Genomic DNA, 18,070 nt, shown 5'->3' on the forward strand with positions numbered 1-18,070 from the left:
TGTCATACTCTTTGAGCTATGACGAGGGCCATTGATGAGAATAAATGGCGTATAAGCGATGAAACTAGCGATTTTCCTGCAAAAAGACAAGTTTTCACAGGCGTACTCAGCGTGATCATCATTAGATATCTGGTTCGTGAAACGCTCAAAAGCCAGCTGGCTATCCTTTTCATCCTGCTGCTGATCTTCTTTTGTCAGAAGCTGGTCAGGATATTAGGCGCCGCGGCAGAGGGCGAAGTACCGACAAATTTAGTACTGACATTATTGGGCCTTGGCGTTTCGGAAATGGCGCAGCTAATTCTGCCGCTAAGCCTCTTTTTAGCCATTTTGATGACGCTCGGCCGGTTGTATACCGAGAGTGAAATCACGGTGATGCACGCCTGCGGCTTAAGCAAAGCGGTGCTGGTGAAAGCGGCGATGGTACTGATGCTGTTCACCGCCGTGGTCGCGGCCGTTAACGTCGCCTGGCTCGGTCCCTGGTCTTCCCGCTATCAGAATGAAGTGACGACCAACGCCAAGGCCAACCCCGGCGCCGCCGCGCTGGCTGCCGGTCAGTTCCAGCAGTCCGGGGACGGGCAGTCCGTGCTGTTTATTGAGAACGTGAAGGGTAACACCTTCGGTAATGTGTTCCTGGCGCAGCTGCGGCCAAAAGGGAACGCGCGCCCTTCGGTAGTGATGGCGGATAAAGGGCATATGGAGCAGCGGCAGGATGGTTCTCAGGTGGTGACGCTGGATAACGGCACCCGCTTTGAAGGTACCGCCATGCTGCGCGATTTCCGCATCACCGACTTCAAAAACTATCAGGCGATTGTGGGCCATCAGCAAGTGCTGCTTGACCCGAACGATGCCGAGCAGATGGACTTCAAAACCCTCTGGCAGTCTCCTAAGCCGGAGTTTGCCAGCGAGCTGCACTGGCGGCTGACGCTGATTTTCTCCGTGCTGGTGATGGCGCTGATGGTGGTGCCGCTCAGCGTGGTGAACCCACGTCAGGGTCGCGTGCTTTCGATGCTTCCCGCCATGTTGCTCTATCTGATCTTCTTCCTGCTGCAAAGCTCGTTGCGCTCCAGCGGGGCGAAAGGGCGCCTGGATCCCGCCATCTGGATGTGGGGAGTGAACCTCTTTTACCTGGCGCTGGCGGTGCTGCTTAACGTCTGGGATACGGTGCCGATGCGGCGTATTCGTGCCCGCTTCAGCAAGAGAGGTACCGTCTGATGTTTGGCGTTCTCGACAGATATATCGGTAAAACAATCTTTAACACCATCATGGCCACGCTGTTTATGCTGGTCTCGCTTTCCGGCATCATCAAGTTTGTCGATCAGCTGCGCAAAACCGGGCAGGGCGAATATACCGCCCTCGGCGCCGGGCTTTACACCGTTCTCAGCATTCCTAAGGATATTGAAATTTTCTTCCCGATGGCGGCCCTGCTGGGTGCGCTGCTCGGGCTGGGAACGCTGGCGCAGCGCAGCGAGCTGGTGGTGATGCAGGCGTCTGGCTTTACCCGGATGCAGATCGCCGCTTCGGTGATGAAAACGGCGATCCCGCTGGTGATCCTGACCATGGCTATCGGCGAGTTTGTAGCGCCGCAGGGTGAGCAGATGGCGCGTAACTACCGCGCACAGCAGCTGGTGGGCGGCTCGCTGCTCTCAACGCAGAGCGGCCTCTGGGCGAAGGATGGTAACAACTTTATCTTTATTGAGCGCCTGAAGGATAACAGCGAGCTGGCCGGTATCAGTATTTACACTTTCAGTGACGATCGTCGCCTGCGCAGCGTCCGTTACGCCGCCTCGGCAAAATATAACCCCGAAGCCCGCGCGTGGGATCTCTCCCAGGTTGATGAGTCCGATCTGACCAATCCCCAGCAGGTTTCCGGCAGCCAGACGCTGACCGGCCAGTGGCAAACGACCCTGACGCCCGACAAGTTAGGCGTGGTGGCGCTGGACCCGGAAGCACTGTCGATCAGCGGGCTCTACAGTTATTCCAAATATCTTAAGCAGAGCGGGCAGGTGGCCGGGCGCTACCAGCTCAATATGTGGAGTAAGATCTTCCAGCCGCTGTCGGTGGCGGTGATGATGCTGATGGCGCTCTCGTTTATCTTCGGGCCGCTGCGCAGCGTGTCGATGGGAATGCGCGTGGTGACCGGGATCAGCTTCGGCTTCCTGTTCTACGTGCTTGACCAGATCTTCGGCCCGCTGAGTCTGGTCTACAACATACCGCCCGTGCTGGGCGCGCTGCTGCCAAGCGCCGCGTTTTTCGCCCTCAGCGTCTATATGCTGCTGAAGCGACGCTAACCGGACTGACCTTCCACGGCTGCCTGCCGTGGAAGGTTGCTTAATTGCCGCTGGTACTAAATCTTATAATCCCCGCCCCATAAATAACCCGGAAAAATATAAAACATCTCTGTTTATATTTCGCCGTTTTCCAGGGACAACGCATTTATAAAAATGTTCACAAAATAACGTTCAGTTTGTGTAAATAATACAGCTGCGCGAATTTTTGTCAGTGAATTTAATTATTGTTACATTTTCAACGCTAACAGACGCAGCGGAAGAATTAATTTCAACTACAGTTATAAGCGTGAGGTTGTTAATACTCTTGCGGTGAAAGGCAGCGTATCAGCGAAAGGCACATTTTTAATTATTCTCTACAGGATTTTACTATGGGAAATAAAAACGCGCCGCAGGCTGAACAGGCAGAGCGCGCAGAAATTATGCCGCTGGCTGAAGAGGAAGTGACTCTCAGCAAGCAGCGCGAGGTGGACAGCAGGCTACGGCTTGAACGCACCACGCATTCTGTTGATAAGCTGCTGGAAGCCGAGCTGACACGCGATGAGGTGCATATTGAGCACGTCGCGAAAAACCAGCTGCTTACGTCCGATGACTCACCACAGGTTCGTCAGGAAGGGGAAGTATTAATTATTCCCGTGATCGAGGAACAGGTTGAAATAATACGTCGGAAAGTTCTGAAAGAAGAGATACATATTCACAAGCGGACTAAAACTGAATTATTCAGGGAAAGTGTGACGCTACGCAATCAGGAAGTAACGATTACCAAAGAAAAACCCTGACTTCATTAACTGCGAGGATCTATCCATGGCACATGAAAAAATTGTTACCGCATTCAATCAGGTACAACAGGCAGAAGCCGCCAAAGAGAAATTGATCGTCGAAGGTATTGCTGAGAAAAATATTGATATTATTTCAGGTGAAAGACTGCGGGTTGAAGATAAAGAGATTCGTCACCCCAGCTTCTGGCAGCGCCTGTTTGGTGATGACCTGGATGATGATTACGCAAGCGAATACAGTAAAGCTATCCAGTCGGGCGGCGTACTGCTGACCGTCAGGGCACCAAAAGATCAGGCTGACCACATTGAGCAGGAGCTGAGCGCTTTTGCGGCGGATTACTCCTCCGTTTCCCACCAGGATCGTGCGCTGACCGGTGGTGAATTTGCTGGTGAAACCAATGACCGTATGACCAATGCGCCGGGCGTCTCGCCGGATAACCTGGCCTCAGTCACTGCGGGTACCTCATCTATTACGCCGCCAGACGTGAACAAGCCTTCGCTGACCAGCGCTGAAACAGAGATGAACACCGATCGTGATCCGCTGACCAGCGATCTTGACCGGGACCCACTTGGTAATCTGGATAACGAGCCGCTGTCCCGCGTTGACAGCACCACTGACCGTGACACCCTGGCAACCGATCACGATGCGCTGAAGCTGGCAGAAGAACAGGTCGATATCAGCAAGCGTCAGGTAAGCGACGGTACAGTACGTCTGCGTCGCTATACGGTTGAAGATGAAGTGTCGGAAGATCTGTCACTGTACGATCAGCACGCTGAAGTGGTCCGTCGCGCCGTTGACGAGCCCGCTTATCTGAACAACGTCGACTGGTCTGATAAAACCATCGAAGTGGAAGAGTCACACGAAGTGCCGGTCATTGAGAAGACCGCCCGCGTGAAAGAGGAAGTGGGCCTGCGTGGTGAAGAAACATCTCGCGTCGAGACTGTGAAAGACAGCGTACGTCGCCAGGAAGTGGAAATCGACCACACTGACGACGCCCGCCTGAAAGAAGATAAACTTTCTGGCCTCTCCGGTGATGGCATCTCTGATAAGAAGTTCTGATACTGAGTAACCGCGCTGGCTTACCTGAGCAGTGCGGGAACCAGCGAGAACAACCAGAGCAGTAAGCCAATGGCACCGCCAACAACGGTGCCATTGATGCGTATACGCTGTAAATCTTTGCCGATATTCAGCTCCACCTGATGTGACATATCCGCCGCATCCCAGCTTTTTACCGTATCGCTGATATGGCGGCTCAGGAACGCGGAGAATTCCGGCGCAACGCTCATGGCGGCCTCTTCCATATGCTGATTCAGCGAGGCGCGGAGGTTGGTGTCCTGAAGCAGCGTTTCCCCCAGCCACTGCCCGGCGGCGCTGACTTTAGCGTGCAGCGTGGAATCCTCTTTCGCCAGATCCTCTTTCAGCCAGGCCCTGACATCGCCCCACAGCTGGCCGATATAGGTATTCAGCGCCTCATCCTGTTTCAGATACGCTTTAATCTCTTCCGCCTTCAGCGCCATCTCCGGATCGGTTTTCAGCCGCTCAATAAGCCGCTGTACCGCACGGTTAAAGCCCTGACGCAGTTCATGGGTACCGTCCTGCTCAATATCATTCAGGATAGACTTCACCGCATTGGCCGCCAGCTCGGCGCTTTTCTCACCGACCCATTCGGTCGGTAACATCTTCTCTTTCAGCGGATGCTCCCGCTTCAGCCAGCGCATCACCTGCTGGGCGATAAACTCGTGGGTGCCCGGTTTATTCACCAGCTGCAACAGCTGGCTGATGGCGTCATCCAGTAGCGCCTGATGGCGGTTATTTTTGGTCAGGCTCTCCAGCACTAACGCGGCTGACTGGGTCAGATCAACCTTATCGATCGCTTTATGGATGGCGCGGCGCATAAACGCCTGAATGCGGCTGTCGTCCGCCAGATCGAGAAAGCCTCTGACGATCTTCAGCAGATAGCCGCCCAGCCGGGCGGCATTGTCCGGGGTGCTGAGCCAACTGGCGATAATGTGCGCCGGGTCGTGGCGGCGGATCAGCGTCAGCAGCGAGGTGGTGTTAAGGAATTTATCCTGCACGAACAGCGCCAGGTTATCGGCAATCCGATCCTTATTGCGCGGCACGATGGCGGTATGCCTGCCGACCAGCGGAATGGGAACCCGGCGAAACAGCGCGCTGACGGCAAACCAGTCCGCCAGCGCGCCCACCATCGCCGCCTCAGAGACCGCCTTCAGCGCCGCCACCCACCAGACGGGCGGAAACCAGACTGGCCAGAGCACGGTGGCGATAAACAGTAGCACCGCGCCGCACAGCAGCAGCAGTGGAAGACGTTTCGCTTTTAGCAGTTCAGTTTCTTTATCCATCCTGAGTGTGCCGCTCCTCTGTTCTGTTATAAAAGTAGATCCGCCCGACGAAGCCTTCAGGGCGGAATGGCGGGGCGCTTAGCGTCTGCGGCCGCCCATAATGCTGCCGAGGATACCGCGAACGATCTGCCGGGCAATCTGCCGGCCAGCGCTTTTCGCCATGCTTTGTACCACGCTGTCACGCTTACCGCCCCGCGGGCCGGTGCTGCCAAATAATATCTCTTTAAGGTTGCCCATCAACCCATCATCCTGCTCACTCTGGTCTTTCGCCGCTGGTGCATCCGCTTTTTCCGCCGCCGCCGCCGTTCCCTTACTCAGCATCTCAAAGGCCGATTCCCGATCCACCGCTTCTTCATATTTGCCGGAAAGCGGGGAGTGATTAATCAGCCCATTGCGCTCGTCATCGCTGACGGGCCCCATACGGGAGAAGGGCGCGATCACCGAGGCACGTTCGACAACGGACGGGCTGCCTTTCTCATCAAGAAAAGAGATCAGCGCTTCCCCGGTGCCCAGTTCCTGGATGACGGTCGCCGTATCAAACGCCGGATTGGCCCGCATTGTCTGCGCTGCCACCTTCACCGCTTTCTGATCCTTTGGTGTAAAGGCACGCAGCGCATGCTGGACGCGATTTCCTAACTGACCAAGCACCGCATCAGGGATATCCGCCGGATTCTGTGAAACGAAGTAGACGCCAACGGCTTTGGAGCGGATCAGTCTGATTACCTGTTCGATTTTATCCAGCAGCACCTTCGGCGCATCGCTGAACAGCAGATGCGCTTCATCGAAAAAGAAAACCAGTTTAGGTTTATCCCGATCGCCTGCTTCCGGAAGATGCTCATAGAGTTCGGAAAGCATCCACAGCAGGCTGGTGGCGTAGAGCTTCGGCTGCTGATAAAGCTTCTCTGCGGAAAGGATATTAATGATCCCCTTGCCGTCGCTGTCGGTACGCATCCAGTCGCGGATATCCAGCATCGGCTCACCAAAAAAATATTCCGCGCCCTGCTGCTCCAGCGTCAGCAGTCCACGCTGAATTGCGCCGACCGACCCGCTGCTGGTATTGCCGTATTCGCTGCGCAGGGTTTTGGCGTTATCCCCCACGAACTGCGTCATGGCCCGCAGATCTTTAAAATCGAGCAGCAGCAGGCCGCGGTCGTCCGCCACGCGGAAGATGATTTGCAGCACGCCGCTCTGCACTTCGTTCAGATCGAGCAGTCGGGCAAACAGCAGCGGGCCGAGGTCGCTTACCGTCGCGCGTACCGGATGCCCCTTTTCACCAAAGATATCCCACAAGACGACCGGATTCCCCTGCGGCGACCAGTCGTTCACACCTATCTTTGCCAGACGCGCCATCAGCTTTTCTGACGCTTCGCCCGCTTTGGCGATGCCGGTTAAATCGCCCTTAACGTCGGCCATAAACACCGGTACGCCGATGTTTGAAAAACTTTCGGCGAGCTTCTGTAGCGTGACAGTCTTTCCGGTGCCGGTGGCGCCGGTGATCAGCCCGTGGCGGTTAGCCATTGCTGGCAGCAGATGCAGGTCAGTGCCGTTGGATCTGGCAATCACTAGTGGTTCACTCATCAATCTCATCCCTAAAAGTCAGTGAAGGTGGCAGGCGAAACAGCCCCTGGGTCAGCCGCCCCGCGACGGGACGTTTTGCTTTCCGGTATGGTATACCGGGACGCAGAGCAGGCGCGAGGATAGAAACGAGGGACAGATGCTTGAGAGAAGAGAGTCAGGCTGATATATCCCTGCGGAAAGTGATGTGTCAGCAGTTGACCCCCTTTGCGTTGGCATTGGGGGAAGAATTAGATCAAAATTCACGCTGGGCTATGATATAACCATTAAACCTTATACTGCATTCATAATCATTAACTATTGCTGAAGCATAAAAAATATTATGCTTTCCCTGGTTATTTTCATAAACCAGTTTCACGATTAAATTTTCCGCTCCATCATCAAAATATATTTCTTTATAGTCTCTTACGGAAAGCCATCTCTCCGGCGATTTTTTTTGATCATTGACAGCATAAAGCTCCGCCAGTCTGTCATTTACTCTGACTTTTTCAATGAGTTGCGTAGTGGTCTTCTTCCTTATGACAGTACTGATATCAATTTTCATATTCTGTTCCATGGCGTCAATCATATCAATATCAATTGACGAACCCGTTCTGATACAGGGTTCGGATTGAGTTGCGAATAAGAATGCTGGGAAAGAAATTAATGCAAGTAGTAATATCTTATTCATTTAATAATAATCTCCTTGTCATTGCTATCCCATATATACTTTCTGACGCTCAGTTTTGTAACAATGCAACCATTTGACGCTGTACCCGGCAGCAGTTGAACCCCCTTTGCGTTGGCATTGGGGGAAGTATTAGATCAGAACTCGCGCTTAACTATAATATAGCCATTATACCTGACGCTACATTCATAGTCGTTGACGAAGGCTGATACTAAAAAGATATCTTTTTTCTCTTTTTTGAAAAACGTGAATTTTATTATCAGATTTCTTGGGTTGTAGGTGAAATAAGTATCGAAATAATCCTTTGCAGTCATCCATCTGTCGGGGGTTGCCCTGTAATCATCAGTGGCATACTGATAGGCTAAATTTTCATCCACAGGTTCATTAAAGAGTAATTCGGTTGTGGTTTTTTGTTTATCTATACTGTCAGTATCAATTTTCATCGTATTGTACATATCATTCATTAATGATGATGAGATGCCAGATACAGGTGATTTGCAATTATCATCTTTCACTGGGGAAGCAAAAGAGCTAACGGAAAAAACTAACAGCGTAAAAATTAATAATTTCACTGTATGATTACCTCTTTATCCAGACTTTCCCAGATGACTCTTCGGTAATGAGGGTCAAGAATTATACAACCGTTTGATGCCGTACCGGGGGCTCGCCTGCTATCCCTAAGACCTTAACGCCCTCCAGGAACATATTGAAATACTCCTCTTCCTGTCCGGCATGGTTGAGGCGGTACCATTTTATTTCTGCGCTTTTTAACGTCTGACCGGTTGCTACTGCTTTGTAGAGATAAGGGCTGGAGGAGTCGAATTCTTTCTCAAATTCAAGGGCGCTATGTATACGTGTACCGGTAAGTTTACCTGTGTGGTCGTCTGTTGGGATACTGAGGCCGTGAGTAAAGCTGATAATTTCGATGCTGTTTTCACGATCAAAAACCTCAACCGAGCCTTTGATATCTGCGCCGCCATCGTCTTTAAGCCACAGGTATGCTGGGATAGCCATAATATTTCCTTATATTGTCAGCTGATTAAAAATTCCTTTGCGCTAACAGATAGCAAAATCCCCGGGTTGTTTACCAGTGCCGGACTGTTAAAGTTAATTCTGGTTTGATATGCATCAACTAATAATTGATTATTTATTAATCGGTCTTATTGTCTGCAAAGAATGAGTTTCTATGCACCGTTTCTCTACTATTTGAATACTTTCCCAGTGGGGTTTCCTGCTTTTCTGAGAAAAGAGAGTCCGAAATTTTATCAACCGATAAATATCCATTCCAGAACGCCGCTATGAGGGTATCTGTTATTGTCTTGCTTCTGTAATTCCATAATGTTCACTTCCCGGACTATGATAGTCACATTGCTTCAGAGATCGTTTTACCGCTTGTCAGTGGGGAAGGCGCCGGATCAGATGGCTGATGCTGATATGATGAGGTGTTCCCCACGCTGCTATTTGTTCGGTTCGTTGATGCTGGAGGCCTTTTGCGTGTTTTTTACGTAGATAAGCACTTTGCTACTAAAACAAGTCAACTATTTCTTTCAATGTTGCAATGCGTAAGTAACATTGATAATCAAATGATATCAATTATCAAAGATAACGGGTGGTTTAGTTTTTGTAAAAAGCTGATGATCACAACTTTCTTAGATATGCCTGTTATTATTGGGTGACGATAACATGTTACGTGAAATCATTAAGCAATAAGATAGTGGTGCAGTCATTAGAATACGCCATGGTTCTGCAGAGGTTTATATTACTTATTTCCTTGCTAAATTTTGTTCTGAATAATAAACCTAAGGAATTACTTTCTCTCTGGTTCGGAATTTAAGATGAGAGAGCAGTATGATGGCATATGCCGGGACGCTGCCCCATAGATTCAATGCTCTTATTAACCATAAGGAAGAGGTAAATAATATGAGTAACAGCAACGATCAGGGAACGATGACGGTAAGTGCCTCATCATCTGAACCTGGCTCACAAAGCCCGCGCGGAAATGGCGGGGGCGCCGGTAAGGACAATTCTGGTGGGGGAAAAAAGCAGAGTAATACCGCTTCATCAACTCTGGGCTATATCGGAGATAAACTGGCGCGATCGGCAGGCATTCCGCCCACGGAATTTATATCTTACTTTATTGATGAAGGTCACATATATGGACTTAGCAAAACGGCGACTGTGGAGCTAAACGGGGATATTTCTCCTGCATGGGTCGATCTGGGGCCTGTCCCTGACAACCTGAAAAATACCAGCAATAGCGTGGAGGCAGTGGCGGAAGCCAACAGCAGTATTAGTGTCACTTACAAAGGCGATATTTCTGACGCACGCATAGCAGCACTGAAGAAGATCATCGCCGACAATGCCCGTCTGGCAAATAGTACCCAGGCAGGCAGGAGGATTACTGCAGCCCGACTGAAGACACTGCGGGCGAAAAATGAACTCGGAATGATCCATTTTGTCCGTGAGAAACGTCAGGAAAAAGAGGCAAAAGCCAAAGCTGAGGCAGAAGCGAAGGCCAGAGCTGCGGCGCAGGCAAAGGCTAAAGCTGAGGCAGAAGCGAAGGCCAAAGCTGAGGCAGAAGCAAAAGCGAGAGCTGAGGCAGAAGCGAAGGCCAAAGCTGAGGCAGAAGCGAAGGCCAAAGCTGAGGCAGAAGCAAAAGCCAGAGCTGAGGCAGAAGCAAAAGCCAGAGCTGAGGCAGAAACAAAAGCCAGAGCTGAGGCAGAGTCAAAAGCCAGAGCTGAGGCAGAGGCAAAAGCCAGAGCAAAAGCAGAGGCAGAAGCTCGGGCAAATGAAGAGGCCAGAAAGGAACTTTTTGCAAAGGCGGGAGTAATAGCCCCACCCAAATACACTCCGGAAATGGTAAAGGCGGCAGAAGCTTCGTTAAGTGCTTCCGGCGTGATGTCACTGAACAATGCTGCATCTTCTGCGCAACTTTCACTGGCAGGCAGAGGAGTATGGGCTGCTACCGGTGACACTCTTAACCTTATTGAAGCAAGTGTCAGCACATCACTTCGACATCTCACAGCATCGGGTATTGCAGGGATAGCTGGAGCGACGGTGGCCTCTGTCACTATGTTGCTCTGGTCAGCGCCAGCAGGAGAAGGTTCAGATAACGTGCCAGGCAGAGACGTGGAAGCGATGCTTGCGCTTAACGCGCGGCATCTGACTGGTGAAAATATAAAAATTGAACCGGGTGCAACAAACGTTAACCTGCCCGTTCGTGGACATCTGGCCTGGCGTAACGGGCAGTTGGCGCTGCAATTACTGAAAACTGATGGTGTATCACTTCCAGCCGCCGTGCCTGTTCTGAATGCCGTTCGGGATGCAGTAACAGGCCTGGATCGTATCACTTTACCGGCCATACCTGGCGCACCGTCGCGCACTATCCTGGTAAACCCAGCGCCCGCGTCAGGAGGGGGATGGAATACAGGAAATCAGAACCCGCAGGTTCCATCAAATCCTGTACTGAGCGGGGTGACAGTCAATCCTGTCGATTTTGGTAAAACCTCAGAACCGGTATTGATCGGAAATAAAGTCATCTCAGTGCAGACGCCCGTGATAACCACGACGCCAGTGCCAGAAATTGATAAGTCTCAGGACTTTATATACTGGCGTCCTGACGCGGCGGGAACAGGCGTGGAGCCGGTCTATGTTGTGCTGAGCGACCCTTACGGCGAAACCAATGCCAGAGGAAAATACAGCGGTCGTGACTACAATACGGATAAAGCCGGTGGGCCGATTCAGGATTTGGACTGGAGATCGGCGTCAATAGATCGTGCCGGCGTGGATAAGGTTAAGCTGCATACGGGACGGTTTGGTGAGTCGGATGCCAACAAGGTAATGATTGACCGGCTGGAAAAAATCCTGAAAGGAGAGATGCAGCCCACCGACACCGACAAGCGTTTCTATACCCATGAAATCAGAGAACTGGAGCGGTACAGGGCTTTGGGTGTTAAGGATGGTGAGGTACCAGAAAATAAGGCTGAAGTATGGAATAACACACATACAGCAACACTTGAAGATTATCAGTTAGCTTCTGATGAAGCGCTTTTGTATACACCAGAAGCACTGAACGCATTAGAATAAATATTGAGGTATTTAAATGATTGATTTTGATGCAATGGTTAAGAATGAAACTATGGGTGATGTTATTTTATTTTTGGTTAGTCATAGAGAGAATGGTATAGACTATCCGACTATGGACCGATTTTTCGGCAAGCATAAGGCTGCTGAAAAATATAAATCTTATAACATTAAACTAATTCATGAAGTAAAGCACCTGGAGGAGTTAGGTAGGATCTTCTCAGGAAAAACTTATATCTATCAAAAGGGCCCTAACTGGCAGGTTCCTGCATTTGTAGCCGAGAAAAAATACGGGGTTGAATAGTTTTCTTATGCGCCACCTTTTCTGGTGGCGTTTTACCATTAAAAATAATTTTTTGATTATAAAATAGAAGGGTTTTAAAAGTTACGATTCTAGGTTTTATTAGCATAGCGGCTATTGTTAGCATGAATAAATATATGTCATTCGGTTTATCTTAACAAAACACATTTATTTTATTATCTTGTTGATTTAACATGAAAAAACAGGCGTCATTAAACCATGTAAGGCAGTTATTAATCATTTTCCGGCTGGGGAGAATCCTGAAAGGAGAGATGCAGCCCATCGACACCGACAATCGTTTCTATACCCATGAACTCAGGGAACTGTAGCGGTACAGGGCTTTGGGTGTACCTGATGATATGGAAGAAGAGTCCGTCTGGAATAACGCACATACTGCTACTTTAGAAGATTACAAAACAAACGAGAAAACTCAGCCTTTGTATACACCAGAAGCAGACAAGGCTTATGAAGAACAAGATAAGCGAGAAAATCCATGATTGATTTTAAAAAAATGATTGAAAATGAGAGCGTTGAAGATGTTCTTTTATTCTTTGCTCCGAAAAGATCTTACCCTGATATAGATCGTATTTATGTCCGGTATAGTTTTGAGGTGGCCGCAAAACGCGAGCTTCTGATATCTTTTCAGAGGTTAATCAAAGAGGGAAAATTAGCAAAAAACGAAAAAGGACATGCCATTAAAGGACCATATTGGCAAGAGCCAGTGTTTGTCACTGAGAAGAGATATGGTATCGAATAATTTTTAATATATATGCCATCCGTAAGGGTGGCGTTTTTAACAGTATGTATCTATTATACTACCGTATCTCAGCGGGAGAATTCGCGCAGAAAATTACGATTCGAGGTATTGTCAGGATAACGGCGATAACTTCCCACATGCTTATATATGTTATCCGGTTTCGGCTTAAAAGATTTTTTACCGCATTTCTTACCCGAAGAGCAAGCATGTTGTCCGTACCAGTCTGTATTCCCTGCATTACCGGTTATCAGTCTATAGTTGCTGGATGCGTCGGGATAGCTAGAGCGATTGTCTCGCGCCATCCATTACGCGAGACGCTTTATATAATGCCCGTTTTTCCCGTCATTCTGGGTGCATGAGGAATCAGCAAGCCGGGCTAAGAACCAACTTCGCCATTATCAAGAGATAAACTGGCTACTCTGCTTCAGCACCAGGTCGCAGGCTTTGGTTTTCACCTTCTTGCCCAGTGCGGTGTCGCCCAGGCTTTTCAGGTTGATCTGCTGGTTGTCGGCGGTGTTCAGTAGTCCCATCAGACCCTGCTTGTAATCGGTGGTTTCTTTGGCTTTCTGCGTGTCTTCCAGACCCAGTTTGCCCATCAGCTGATCTTTGACCGAGTTAACGTTGTTATCCACGATATTGTTCTGCACGCAGTACTGCAGCACGCCTGCGGCATTGGTCATGCTGTTAGCGCTCAGCGTCTGGCTGCCGCCGTTCAGCAGGCCGGTCAGCGCACCCAGCGACAGGCCATTGCCCTGCGTATTGGTGGATGAGCTGGAATTGGAGTCCTGGCTGAGCGCATTCGCCGCGCTGCTTAACTGCTCCTGCCAGCTTGCTGCCGACGCTGCACCTGCCAGCAAGGAAGAAGATACTGCCAGCGCCACCATCATCATTGAAACTGCTTTCATTTACATACCCTTTTAGTAATTAGCCTGTGCCGCCGCCAGCCCTGGCATGGCGACAGGATCTCCTTTCGGACTGCGGGCCGCCGGAGGAGTTCCCATGACAGGAAAAAGAAGCCGTAAGTACACCAGGGGTTTGAGAGTAATCTTAAGAGACTCTTGTGGCGCGGCATTGGCCTGGGTATCCATCCGCTAAAAGGGTAAGGCCGTCAGGTAAATCGTGGTGGTGTTGGCGACATTGGTAAAATGGTAGACGTTACCTTTTACAGCCAGCCTGAGATTGCTATTGCTGATTTCATATTTGACGTCGGGGGCGGCGGTGGAGAGAAAGTATATTGGGAGGAAGTAAATGTGCTGAAGAAGTGGGATATTTTCAGGAAGCACGGAGGGAAAAATACGCGGTAGTGGTGAATTTTACAGCGGTTGCACGCGCCTCTGCGGATAGGGGTTGCGGAAACAGGGGGTAAGGGTATAATCCACAGCGTTTTCCGCATACCCTTCAGTGCCGAAGTGGCGAAATCGGTAGACGCAGTTGATTCAAAATCAACCATCGAAAGATGTGCCGGTTCGAGTCCGGCCTTCGGCACCAGTATCCTGTCCATCCCCGTCCGGGGAAGTCCAAAAAAACCTTAAAAATCATTGTGTAGGATGATTTTATCATCCGGCGTCGTCCGAGCACATCCGTTGCAATCCAAACCCCGCTGGGGGCATAATTGGGGGCATCCCCACTTCGATAAGAAATGTGCCCCCAAAATGAAGCTGAATGCCCGCCAAGTCGACACTGCAAAGCCTAAAGAAAAAACCTATAAAATGGCTGATGGTGGCGGTTTGTATCTTGAGATCACGACCAAAGGATCAAAGTACTGGCGTATGAAGTACCGACGGCCAGCCGACAAAAAAGAAGACCGGCTTGCCTTTGGCGTCTGGCCGATAGTAACGCTTGCCCAGGCGCGTGCTAAGCGTGACGAAGCTAAAAAGATGTTAGGGCAGGGGATTGATCCCAAAGCTGAGCAGAAAGAAGCCCAGGCTGAAAATGCGGGGGCCTACACTTTTGAAACGATCGCTCGCGAATGGCATGCCAGTAACAAGCGCTGGAGTGATGACCATCGTTCACGGATCCTGCGCTACCTCGAACTGTATATTTTTCCTCATATTGGTTTGGCAGACGTTCGCAAGCTGAAAACCAGCCAGCTGCTAGCACCCATTAAGGCCGTTGATGCAAGTGGCAGGCATGATGTCGCTCAGCGCCTTCAGCAGCGTGTTACTGCGATAATGCGCTATGCCGTGCAGAACGATTACATTGAGTCTAATCCGGCTGTTGATATGGCCGGTGCACTTTCTACGGTCAAGGCCCGTCATTATCCCGCATTACCCTTCAGCCGTTTTCCTGAGTTTCTTGCGCGGCTTGCCGCATACCGTGGCCGTATCATGACGCGCATAGCCGTCGAGCTTTCATTACTGACTTTTGTCCGCTCCAGTGAGCTGCGCTTTGCCCGGTGGGATGAGTTCGATTTTGAAAGGGCTTTGTGGCGGGTTCCTGCACAACGCAAAGAGATTGAAGGAGTTCGTTACTCCCACCGTGGTATGAAAATGAAAGAGGAGCATCTTGTACCGCTAAGCCGTCAGGTTTTAGCCCTCTTGGAAAAGCTGAAGCAATTAAGCGGTGACAACGAGAGACTTTTCCCCGGCGATCACGACCCCAAAAAAGTCATGAGCGAAAACACGGTTAATAATGCTCTGCGTGCTATGGGGTATGACACGAAAACCGAGGTTTGTGGGCATGGCTTCAGGACAATGGCACGAGGTGCGCTGGGTGAGTCGGGATTATGGAGTGATGATGCGATTGAGCGGCAGTTGAGCCACTCCGAGCGTAATAATGTACGCGCTGCTTACATTCATACTTCTGAGCATTTAGATGAACGCAGATTGATGGTGCAATGGTGGGCGGATTTTCTTTATGCAAACAGTAGTGAGTACGTCTCTCCTTACGATTATGCAAAACGTAAGTGAGGTATTGCGATGCGCAATTTAGCCACTCCAAAACAAAAGCATGTTTGGCACTAAGCTATATTGTTTTTCCCCTCAGCGCGCAATGCTACCCCCGCCTCGCCTGCCCGCTTTATGCATCGGTTTTTATGCAGATGCATGAACCGGGCAAAGCCTCGCCGGGAGTGGGCTGACAGGATATTTGGGGCGCTGCATTATGCATGCAAATCCATGCACCTTATGCATGCATCGCTCTTTACAAACCGGGCTGGCCAGAAAAAGGGCGTTGAAAGGACGAAAACCGGAGACAAAAAAGCCGCTGTTTTCAGCGGCCATGATGGTTAATGGAGAGTGCGGAAGGCCGAGCCGTAGCGCCCGATGGTCTGGCGTTCTTTAATCAGCTCCGGGATGACTGCGGGGGCCGGTTCGGGCTGCGGCGGCGCCGTAATCACCTTCGTAATACTCTCATTCGTTTTGAAGGTGCAGGAACAGTCAAGGTTTGTGCACTGGTGATAACGTTCCTTCACCTGTTCAGACATATACCGGCTTGAACGGGTATGCGCCGGGCTTTTGCAGTACGGACAGTGCATCATTTCTTTTTACCTTCCCTTATCCACGGGCGGTGTACATGGATGGCATCCCACGCCCTGTTGCGCTTAATCGGATTTGCATACAGCACCATATCCACGCCGGTGAGCGCCGGACGCCACAGGCCGATATTCTTTAGCACCGGAGCTTCGGTCAGCGCCTTCTCTGGCAAAGCGGCCGCCGCGCGGGTCAGCGCGTTACCAATCAGCTCCGCCACGACCTGTACGTCGCTGCGCTCGTCGTCGTCACGGGGATTAACCTTCTCACGCTGAAGACGCAGGCGGATGGCCCATAAGAGCGACGGACTGACGTTGCGCAGTGCCGACAGCCAAGTTGCATCAGCAAACTCGTTAAACGCCAGCTTGTGCGCGTAGATATATTCCTTACCCGTGCCGCATGCATTCAGCATGGCGACCTGCTTATCCAGCTCCAGCTCGGCAATCAGCCCGGTAAACTCTTCCGCCAGCTCCCGGCTGGCGATGCGCTGGCTGTGCTCCGCTTTCAGCTCGTCGGTCAGGTTGCCGCGCAGGCTGCGAAAGCGCATCCGCCAGTTTGTTTCGGCTTCCTTTCCTGCCTCAATGGCCGCTTCACGCTCTTTCGTGCAGCGGGTGATATCGGCGCAGATGGCGTTGTACTCTTTCATCTTCTCAAGGTGTGCGGTACGGGCCTGCTCAAAGGCTGCCAGGGTACTGCTCTTTTCCGGGGTGCTCATAGCTTTTCTCTCTGTCTGTAAAGTATGTCGCTATTCTGTCGTTCACCACCGGACAAATCATTCCATTGCTGTCTGTCTGTCGCTCAGCAAACACGGCTACATTCTGACCTGCCCCCCTGCTGAGCTTTTAGTTTTATATGAAACTGTTCACTACTCTTCACCTTAAGAAAAAAGATAATAAATACAGTAAGTAGAGGGGTGAACACTTTAGGATTACCTGTTCACCGGGTGTTCACCACTGTTCACCCGGTTTTGAAACGCCCTTTTTCTGGCAAGCCTGATTTTGAGATTAAAACTCACTCAGGCTAAAACAGAGGGGTGATGCAATTAGAACTTATTGGAATAAAAAGTAAAACTTACAGAACTGGAAGTGGCGCATTCATTTGCCACAATGGGCCAAGATATGCCAAAACATTGTCACAGTTTACCTCTCTTACAAATCAACCACTTTGTTCATTTACCAGCAAAAAATCGCTTGTTTACACGGGCAAAAATATTCTCACAATAGGGGGTTACCAGCACAACACGACCGGAACCGGCCAGCGCCGCCCGGATACAAATTGAGGTAACACCATGCTCTCCACCGCTACACCTTCCACCCCGGCCACGCCGTCCGTAAACGACCTGCAATACCCCCGCGACCGCTTTATGCGCCTGCCGGAAGTTATCAGCATCTGCGGGCTGTCCCGCTCCACTATTTACGACCTGATTTGCCGTGAGCAGTTTCCGTCACAGATTTCGCTGGGCGGCAAGAACGTCGCCTGGCTGGCGTCAGAGATTGACGACTGGATGCAGGCCCGTATCGCGCAGCGTGCCGGAGGTGCGGCATGATTAAGCTCAACTTTGGCACTTGCAGTTACCCGCTGAGTAAGGAAGAGGCCGTGTACGTGGCCGAAAGCCTGCTTTCCGCTGCCGGTGGTAAAGCCGCCACGCTGCCCGCGTTTAACAGCAGTCGTCACGGCCATATTTCCGTATTCACCGGAAAGCCGAAGCCTGCAAAGGGAAGTGGAAGTGCGCAAGGCGAGAACTTCCGATCAAATCCGCCTCAATCCGATCACGTCCTGACCGATTGCTGAGGAA

At 50.8% G+C, this 18,070-nt stretch carries 18 protein-coding genes, 1 tRNA gene and 1 pseudogene; 12 read left to right on the forward strand and 8 right to left on the reverse strand.

Annotated elements, in window-relative coordinates; all coding sequences use genetic code 11:
• Positions 1 to 111 precede the first annotated feature (111 nt).
• The 4 genes from lptF (at position 112) to EA20_RS0110195 (ending at position 4,121) form a co-directional block, all read left to right on the forward strand.
• Positions 112 to 1,212: an LPS export ABC transporter permease LptF gene (lptF, locus tag EA20_RS0110180; protein WP_024966724.1), complete on the forward strand. Its 1,101-nt coding sequence runs from the start codon at positions 112 to 114 to the stop codon at positions 1,210 to 1,212.
• Positions 1,212 to 2,288 (forward strand): LPS export ABC transporter permease LptG, encoded by a 1,077-nt coding sequence (gene lptG / locus EA20_RS0110185; protein ID WP_024966725.1) that lies wholly within the window; start codon positions 1,212 to 1,214, stop codon positions 2,286 to 2,288. Before lptF ends, lptG begins: the two co-directional genes overlap by 1 nt.
• Before the next feature lie 368 nt (positions 2,289 to 2,656).
• Positions 2,657 to 3,064 (forward strand): YsnF/AvaK domain-containing protein, encoded by a 408-nt coding sequence (locus EA20_RS0110190; RefSeq protein WP_024966726.1) that lies wholly within the window; start codon positions 2,657 to 2,659, stop codon positions 3,062 to 3,064.
• Between the two features lie 25 nt (positions 3,065 to 3,089).
• Positions 3,090 to 4,121: a YsnF/AvaK domain-containing protein gene (locus EA20_RS0110195; protein WP_024966727.1), complete on the forward strand. Its 1,032-nt coding sequence runs from the start codon at positions 3,090 to 3,092 to the stop codon at positions 4,119 to 4,121.
• A 20-nt stretch (positions 4,122 to 4,141) separates the two neighbouring features.
• On the opposite strand, the gene EA20_RS0110200 is transcribed toward EA20_RS0110195, so the two are convergent.
• From EA20_RS0110200 to EA20_RS0110220, 5 genes and pseudogenes are all read right to left on the reverse strand, one after another.
• Positions 4,142 to 5,422 (reverse strand): DUF445 domain-containing protein, encoded by a 1,281-nt coding sequence (locus tag EA20_RS0110200; protein ID WP_024966728.1) that lies wholly within the window; start codon positions 5,420 to 5,422, stop codon positions 4,142 to 4,144.
• Positions 5,423 to 5,500: 78 nt separating this feature from the next.
• The gene (locus EA20_RS0110205; protein WP_024966729.1) at positions 5,501 to 7,000 is read right to left on the reverse strand and encodes a helicase HerA-like C-terminal domain-containing protein; all 1,500 of its coding nucleotides are present in this window, start codon (positions 6,998 to 7,000) and stop codon (positions 5,501 to 5,503) included.
• Between the two features lie 232 nt (positions 7,001 to 7,232).
• Positions 7,233 to 7,667, reverse strand: a complete 435-nt coding sequence (locus tag EA20_RS19975; RefSeq protein ID WP_024966730.1) for a hypothetical protein — start codon at positions 7,665 to 7,667, stop codon at positions 7,233 to 7,235.
• A 134-nt stretch (positions 7,668 to 7,801) separates the two neighbouring features.
• Complete coding sequence (locus EA20_RS0110215) at positions 7,802 to 8,236, reverse strand: hypothetical protein (RefSeq protein ID WP_152540228.1); 435 nt, start codon at positions 8,234 to 8,236, stop codon at positions 7,802 to 7,804.
• A 76-nt stretch (positions 8,237 to 8,312) separates the two neighbouring features.
• Positions 8,313 to 8,678 (reverse strand): annotated as a pseudogene (locus tag EA20_RS0110220) (Hcp family type VI secretion system effector); the annotation flags it as partial.
• A 906-nt stretch (positions 8,679 to 9,584) separates the two neighbouring features.
• On the opposite strand from EA20_RS0110220, the gene EA20_RS21100 reads away from it, so the two are divergent.
• The 4 genes from EA20_RS21100 (at position 9,585) to EA20_RS0110240 (ending at position 12,805) form a co-directional block, all read left to right on the forward strand.
• Positions 9,585 to 11,750: an S-type pyocin domain-containing protein gene (locus EA20_RS21100; protein WP_235192644.1), complete on the forward strand. Its 2,166-nt coding sequence runs from the start codon at positions 9,585 to 9,587 to the stop codon at positions 11,748 to 11,750.
• Between the two features lie 16 nt (positions 11,751 to 11,766).
• Positions 11,767 to 12,051, forward strand: coding sequence for a hypothetical protein (locus EA20_RS0110235; RefSeq protein WP_024966735.1), 285 nt, complete (start codon positions 11,767 to 11,769; stop codon positions 12,049 to 12,051).
• A 338-nt stretch (positions 12,052 to 12,389) separates the two neighbouring features.
• Positions 12,390 to 12,545: a hypothetical protein gene (locus EA20_RS21105; RefSeq protein ID WP_235192645.1), complete on the forward strand. Its 156-nt coding sequence runs from the start codon at positions 12,390 to 12,392 to the stop codon at positions 12,543 to 12,545.
• Positions 12,542 to 12,805 carry a hypothetical protein gene (locus tag EA20_RS0110240; protein ID WP_024966736.1) on the forward strand — a complete coding sequence of 88 codons (264 nt, stop codon included), beginning with the start codon at positions 12,542 to 12,544 and terminating at the stop codon, positions 12,803 to 12,805. The genes EA20_RS21105 and EA20_RS0110240 overlap by 4 nt, the downstream gene beginning before the upstream one ends.
• 398 nt (positions 12,806 to 13,203) lie before the next feature.
• Here the strand turns inward: EA20_RS0110240 and EA20_RS0110245 are convergent, their stop codons facing one another.
• Positions 13,204 to 13,710: a DUF2501 domain-containing protein gene (locus tag EA20_RS0110245; protein WP_024966737.1), complete on the reverse strand. Its 507-nt coding sequence runs from the start codon at positions 13,708 to 13,710 to the stop codon at positions 13,204 to 13,206.
• Between the two features lie 498 nt (positions 13,711 to 14,208).
• Between EA20_RS0110245 and EA20_RS0110255 the strand changes: the two genes are divergently transcribed.
• Positions 14,209 to 14,293 (forward strand) — tRNA-Leu (locus EA20_RS0110255).
• A gap of 164 nt (positions 14,294 to 14,457) precedes the next feature.
• Positions 14,458 to 15,714, forward strand: a complete 1,257-nt coding sequence (locus EA20_RS0110260) for an integrase arm-type DNA-binding domain-containing protein (protein ID WP_024966738.1) — start codon at positions 14,458 to 14,460, stop codon at positions 15,712 to 15,714.
• A gap of 317 nt (positions 15,715 to 16,031) precedes the next feature.
• Here EA20_RS0110260 and EA20_RS0110270 read toward each other — a convergent pair whose 3' ends face one another.
• Together EA20_RS0110270 and EA20_RS0110275 are read right to left on the reverse strand one after the other, a co-directional pair.
• Positions 16,032 to 16,283, reverse strand: coding sequence for an ogr/Delta-like zinc finger family protein (locus tag EA20_RS0110270; RefSeq protein WP_024966739.1), 252 nt, complete (start codon positions 16,281 to 16,283; stop codon positions 16,032 to 16,034).
• Positions 16,280 to 16,990, reverse strand: a complete 711-nt coding sequence (locus tag EA20_RS0110275; protein WP_024966740.1) for a hypothetical protein — start codon at positions 16,988 to 16,990, stop codon at positions 16,280 to 16,282. The genes EA20_RS0110270 and EA20_RS0110275 overlap by 4 nt, the downstream gene beginning before the upstream one ends.
• A 573-nt stretch (positions 16,991 to 17,563) precedes the next feature.
• Between EA20_RS0110275 and EA20_RS0110280 the strand changes: the two genes are divergently transcribed.
• Positions 17,564 to 17,821 (forward strand): AlpA family transcriptional regulator, encoded by a 258-nt coding sequence (locus EA20_RS0110280; protein WP_024966741.1) that lies wholly within the window; start codon positions 17,564 to 17,566, stop codon positions 17,819 to 17,821.
• Entirely contained in the window at positions 17,818 to 18,066 is a 249-nt protein-coding gene (locus tag EA20_RS0110285) for a hypothetical protein (protein WP_024966742.1), read from the forward strand. Before EA20_RS0110280 ends, EA20_RS0110285 begins: the two co-directional genes overlap by 4 nt.
• Positions 18,067 to 18,070: the final 4 nt, after the last annotated feature.

Source organism: Pantoea sp. IMH (assembly GCF_000599885.1).
Taxonomy (GTDB): domain Bacteria; phylum Pseudomonadota; class Gammaproteobacteria; order Enterobacterales; family Enterobacteriaceae; genus Erwinia.

Bases quoted from the DNA above. Each gene is read 5' to 3' on its own strand.
- lptG (WP_024966725.1), top strand. From the start codon at position 1,212: ATGTTTGGCGTTCTCGACAGATATATCGGTAAAACAATCTTTAACACC.
- EA20_RS0110190 (WP_024966726.1), top strand. From the start codon at position 2,657: ATGGGAAATAAAAACGCGCCGCAGGCTGAACAGGCAGAGCGCGCAGAA.
- EA20_RS0110195 (WP_024966727.1), top strand. From the start codon at position 3,090: ATGGCACATGAAAAAATTGTTACCGCATTCAATCAGGTACAACAGGCA.
- EA20_RS0110200 (WP_024966728.1), bottom strand. From the start codon at position 5,422: ATGGATAAAGAAACTGAACTGCTAAAAGCGAAACGTCTTCCACTGCTG.
- EA20_RS0110205 (WP_024966729.1), bottom strand. From the start codon at position 7,000: ATGAGTGAACCACTAGTGATTGCCAGATCCAACGGCACTGACCTGCAT.
- EA20_RS19975 (WP_024966730.1), bottom strand. From the start codon at position 7,667: ATGAATAAGATATTACTACTTGCATTAATTTCTTTCCCAGCATTCTTA.
- EA20_RS21100 (WP_235192644.1), top strand. From the start codon at position 9,585: ATGAGTAACAGCAACGATCAGGGAACGATGACGGTAAGTGCCTCATCA.
- EA20_RS0110235 (WP_024966735.1), top strand. From the start codon at position 11,767: ATGATTGATTTTGATGCAATGGTTAAGAATGAAACTATGGGTGATGTT.
- EA20_RS0110240 (WP_024966736.1), top strand. From the start codon at position 12,542: ATGATTGATTTTAAAAAAATGATTGAAAATGAGAGCGTTGAAGATGTT.
- EA20_RS0110245 (WP_024966737.1), bottom strand. From the start codon at position 13,710: ATGAAAGCAGTTTCAATGATGATGGTGGCGCTGGCAGTATCTTCTTCC.
- EA20_RS0110260 (WP_024966738.1), top strand. From the start codon at position 14,458: ATGAAGCTGAATGCCCGCCAAGTCGACACTGCAAAGCCTAAAGAAAAA.
- EA20_RS0110270 (WP_024966739.1), bottom strand. From the start codon at position 16,283: ATGATGCACTGTCCGTACTGCAAAAGCCCGGCGCATACCCGTTCAAGC.
- EA20_RS0110275 (WP_024966740.1), bottom strand. From the start codon at position 16,990: ATGAGCACCCCGGAAAAGAGCAGTACCCTGGCAGCCTTTGAGCAGGCC.
- EA20_RS0110280 (WP_024966741.1), top strand. From the start codon at position 17,564: ATGCTCTCCACCGCTACACCTTCCACCCCGGCCACGCCGTCCGTAAAC.
- EA20_RS0110285 (WP_024966742.1), top strand. From the start codon at position 17,818: ATGATTAAGCTCAACTTTGGCACTTGCAGTTACCCGCTGAGTAAGGAA.